Annotated in this window: 5 protein-coding genes; 1 reads left to right on the top strand and 4 read right to left on the bottom strand. The window is 66.4% G+C overall.

Annotated features, from left to right (window positions below):
* A partial coding sequence (locus ACRDU5_RS06570) for a thiolase family protein (RefSeq protein WP_526613683.1) occupies nucleotides 1-307 on the bottom strand: 307 nt, incomplete at its 3' end.
* 129 nt (nucleotides 308-436) lie between these two features.
* On the opposite strand from ACRDU5_RS06570, the gene ACRDU5_RS06565 reads away from it, so the two are divergent.
* Nucleotides 437-1,606, top strand: coding sequence for a pyridoxal phosphate-dependent aminotransferase (locus tag ACRDU5_RS06565; RefSeq protein ID WP_526613682.1), 1,170 nt, complete (start codon nucleotides 437-439; stop codon nucleotides 1,604-1,606).
* 5 nt (nucleotides 1,607-1,611) lie between these two features.
* On the opposite strand, the gene ACRDU5_RS06560 is transcribed toward ACRDU5_RS06565, so the two are convergent.
* From ACRDU5_RS06560 to ACRDU5_RS06550, 3 genes are all read right to left on the bottom strand, one after another.
* Entirely contained in the window at nucleotides 1,612-2,046 is a 435-nt protein-coding gene (locus tag ACRDU5_RS06560) for an SRPBCC family protein (RefSeq protein WP_526613681.1), read from the bottom strand.
* A gap of 10 nt (nucleotides 2,047-2,056) precedes the next feature.
* Nucleotides 2,057-2,500, bottom strand: coding sequence for an SRPBCC family protein (locus tag ACRDU5_RS06555; protein WP_526613680.1), 444 nt, complete (start codon nucleotides 2,498-2,500; stop codon nucleotides 2,057-2,059).
* Between the two features lie 49 nt (nucleotides 2,501-2,549).
* On the bottom strand, nucleotides 2,550-3,386 hold an 837-nt coding region (locus ACRDU5_RS06550), incomplete at its 5' end, for a CaiB/BaiF CoA transferase family protein (RefSeq protein WP_526613679.1).

Here is a 3,386-nt window from a genome sequence, read left to right as displayed (position 1 = left end):
CCGCGGTGTTGACCGCCTCCAGGCCTGAGGCACAGAACCGGTTGAGCTGCACGCCGCCGGTGGTGTCGGGCAGGCCGGCGGCCAGCACCGCGGTGCGGGCGATGTCGCCGCCCTGGTCACCGACCGGGGACACGACACCGAGAATCATGTCGCTGATCAGGTTTTCGTCCAGATCCGGAAACCGGGACCGGAGCTCGTCGACCAGGCCGACGACGAGGTTGATCGGTTTGACCTCGTTGAGGGCGCCGTTCTTGTTCTTGCCGCGAGGCGTGCGGATGGCCTCGTAAATGAAGGCTTCTTCAGACATACCGCCGAGACTAACAGCCTCGGCCAACCTGTTGGTTGGGAGGTTCGTCACTCCGCCGAACAGACGCAAAAGCACCCCGACACGCCGCGCGGAGGGCACTTTAGCGTCTGTTCGCGCAAGATGTCGACCATGACGGTGTCGAGGCTGCGGCCCTACGCCATCACGGTGTTCGCCGAGATGTCGGCGCTGGCCGCGCGGATCGGCGCGGTGAATCTGGGACAGGGCTTCCCGGACGAGGACGGGCCACCGGCGATGCTCGAGGTCGCCCAGAAGGCGATTGCCGAGGGCGTCAACCAGTACCCGCCGGGCATCGGCATCGCGCCGCTGCGGGAGGCCATCGCCGCACAGCGCAGACGGCACTTCGGCACCGAGTACGACCCGGACACCGAGGTACTCGTCACGGTCGGAGCCACCGAGGCCATCGCCGCGGCGGTGATCGGTCTGGTGGAGCCGGAGTCCGAGGTACTACTGATCGAGCCGTTCTACGACTCTTACTCCCCCGTCATCGCGATGGCCGGCGCCCAGCGGCGGGCCGTGCCGCTGGTGCCCGACGGCCGCGGATTCGCCATCGATATCGACGGGTTGCGCAACGCGGTGACGCCGCGGACCAAGGCGTTGATCGTCAACTCACCGCACAATCCGACCGGGATGGTGGCGACGGACGAAGAATTGCGCGCGCTGGCGGACCTTGCCGTGACGGCCGATCTGCTGGTGATCACCGACGAGGTCTACGAGCACCTGGTTTTCGACGAGCACCGACACATCCCGCTGGCCAACTATCCGGGCATGGCCGACCGAACGGTCACCATCTCCAGCGCCGCCAAGAAGTTCAATTGCACCGGTTGGAAGATCGGATGGGCTTGCGGGGCAGCCGAACTCCTCGCCGGCGTCCGGGCGGCCAAGCAGTACCTCAGCTACGTCGGCGGCGCGCCGTTCCAGCCCGCGGTGGCTCAGGCGCTGAATACCGAAGAGGCGTGGGTGGCGACGCTGCGCGAGTCGCTACAGGCCAAGCGCGACAAGCTGGCGAATGCGTTGACCGAGCTGGGGTTCGAGGTGCACGACAGCTCCGGCACCTACTTCCTGTGTGCCGACCCGCGACCGCTGGGTTACACCGACAGCACCGCGTTCTGCGCAGAGCTTCCCGAGCGGGCGGGGGTGGCCGCGATCCCGATGTCAGCGTTCTGCGATCCGGGCACCGAGCACGCCGACGCGTGGAATCACCTGGTGCGATTTTCATTCTGCAAACGTGACGACACCCTCGACGAGGCGATCAAGCGGCTGCAGGTGCTCCGCCGCTAGCGGGGTCAACCGCGCAGCACCCTGTCTCGTAGGCCCACGGTGGCGGTATCCATCAGCGCCCTGCTGGCCTTCTCGATGAGGAAGTCTGGGACCAGGGCCGCCTCGACGGTGACATCGACCCGCACCCGCGTCGAGCCGCCAGTGGGATCGGCCCGCAATGTGTACTCCACGTGTTGGGCATGCTGCTGCGGCGTTCGTTCCGCATCCCACACCAACCAGTCCGGCCCCCAACGGTATTCAAGGACTTCGGTATCGGAGAGCCCGTACGCCTTCACTTTGACGCGCACGTGGTGTGGACGCCCATCCCCATAGCGGTCGACCACTTCGGCGCGCTTGTGCACCGAGGAATAGGACGGCAGGGCCTCGACGTCGGCGAGCGCATTCATGATGGCTTCCGGCGGTGCCTCGATCACGATCTCCCGTGACGCGCGGACGGCCACGATAGCTGCCCTACGGCGATCCGTCACGCATCACGCGCTCCCGCAGGCGTTCCGTCGCGACGTCGAGCACGATCTTCTTGGCCCGCTTGATCAGGAACTCGGGGATCGGTGCGGCCAGATCCATGATGATGTCGAAGCGCACCCGCGTCTTGTCCTCACCCTCGGGCGTGAGGTTGTATTCGCCGTGCTGCCCGCGCTGCTGGAAGGTTTCCGAAGAATCCCAGACCATCCAGCGGTCGCCCCAGTGGTACTCCAGGACTTCCTTATCGGTGATGCCCATGATCTTCAGCGTCGCCTTCACGTGGTGTGGCCGGCCGTCGGGGTGGCGGTCCAACACTTGGGCGCTCTTGTGTAGCGACGACCACGACGGCACGGCATCGATGTCGGCAAGCACGTCCAGGATCGCCTCCGGCGGTGCGTCGACGACCACTTCGCGCGATGCTCTGACAGCCACATTGGCAAATCTAATCCTCGCACCTGTGAATTGGCGAGCAACGCGCCAGTTACCACCCGATCTCGTCGAGCGGCGTCGTCGCCTTCGGCGGTGCGCCAACGGGGCCGGCAGGGGTGCGGGAGAATCGCGGCGCCGGCGCCACCTGCTCGACGCCATGGTCCCGTACCACCGTCGAACGGGCCCTGAGGTGTTCGTTTTCCGCCGCCTCGGTCCAGGTCAGCACGGGTGTCACGCACGCGTCGGTGCCCGCGAAGGTCTCGCTCCACCCGTCGCGAGTTTTGCTCGCGAACCGATCGGTAAAGATCTTGAACATCTGCGGATAGGCCCCGATATCGAACTGATTTGGCACCTCGTCGGGCGACAGCCCGAGGCCGTTCAGCAATTGCGCGAAGAATTGCGGCTCGATCGCGCCGACGGCCATGTATTTGCCGTCGGAGGTCTCATAGGCGCGGTAGAACGGTGCGCCGCCGTCGAGCAGAAACGACTCGCGTTCGTCGCGCAGGCTGCCCGTCGCCTTCATCGCCCACATCATCTGTGACAAGAGACTGACGCCGTCGACCATCGCGGCGTCGATCACCTGCCCCTTGCCGGACCGCTCCCGCTCGTAGAGCGCGGTGACGATGCCGAGCAGCACCAGCATCGAGCCGCCGCCGAAGTCGGCGACCAGGTTCAACGGAGCGACCGGCGGCCGGTCCCGGAAGCCGATCGCGGACAGCGCACCGGTCTGCGACAGGTAGTTGATGTCATGGCCGGCCGTCATCGCCAGCGGCCCATCCTGGCCCCAACCGGTGATGCGGGCGAAGACCAGCCGCGGGTTGACCGCCGCGCACTCCTCGGGCCCGATGCCGAGCCGCTCGCAGGTTCCGGGCCGGAAGCAGTCCAGCAG

The sequence above is a fragment of the Mycobacterium sp. genome, from assembly GCF_050701515.1.
Taxonomy (GTDB): Bacteria; Actinomycetota; Actinomycetes; order Mycobacteriales; family Mycobacteriaceae; genus Mycobacterium.
The sequence above is the reverse complement of the archived record's forward strand: the minus strand, read 5'-3'. Positions and strand labels throughout refer to the sequence as shown.

Bases quoted from the DNA above. Each gene is read 5' to 3' on its own strand.
- ACRDU5_RS06565 (WP_526613682.1), top strand. From the start codon at position 437: ATGACGGTGTCGAGGCTGCGGCCCTACGCCATCACGGTGTTCGCCGAG.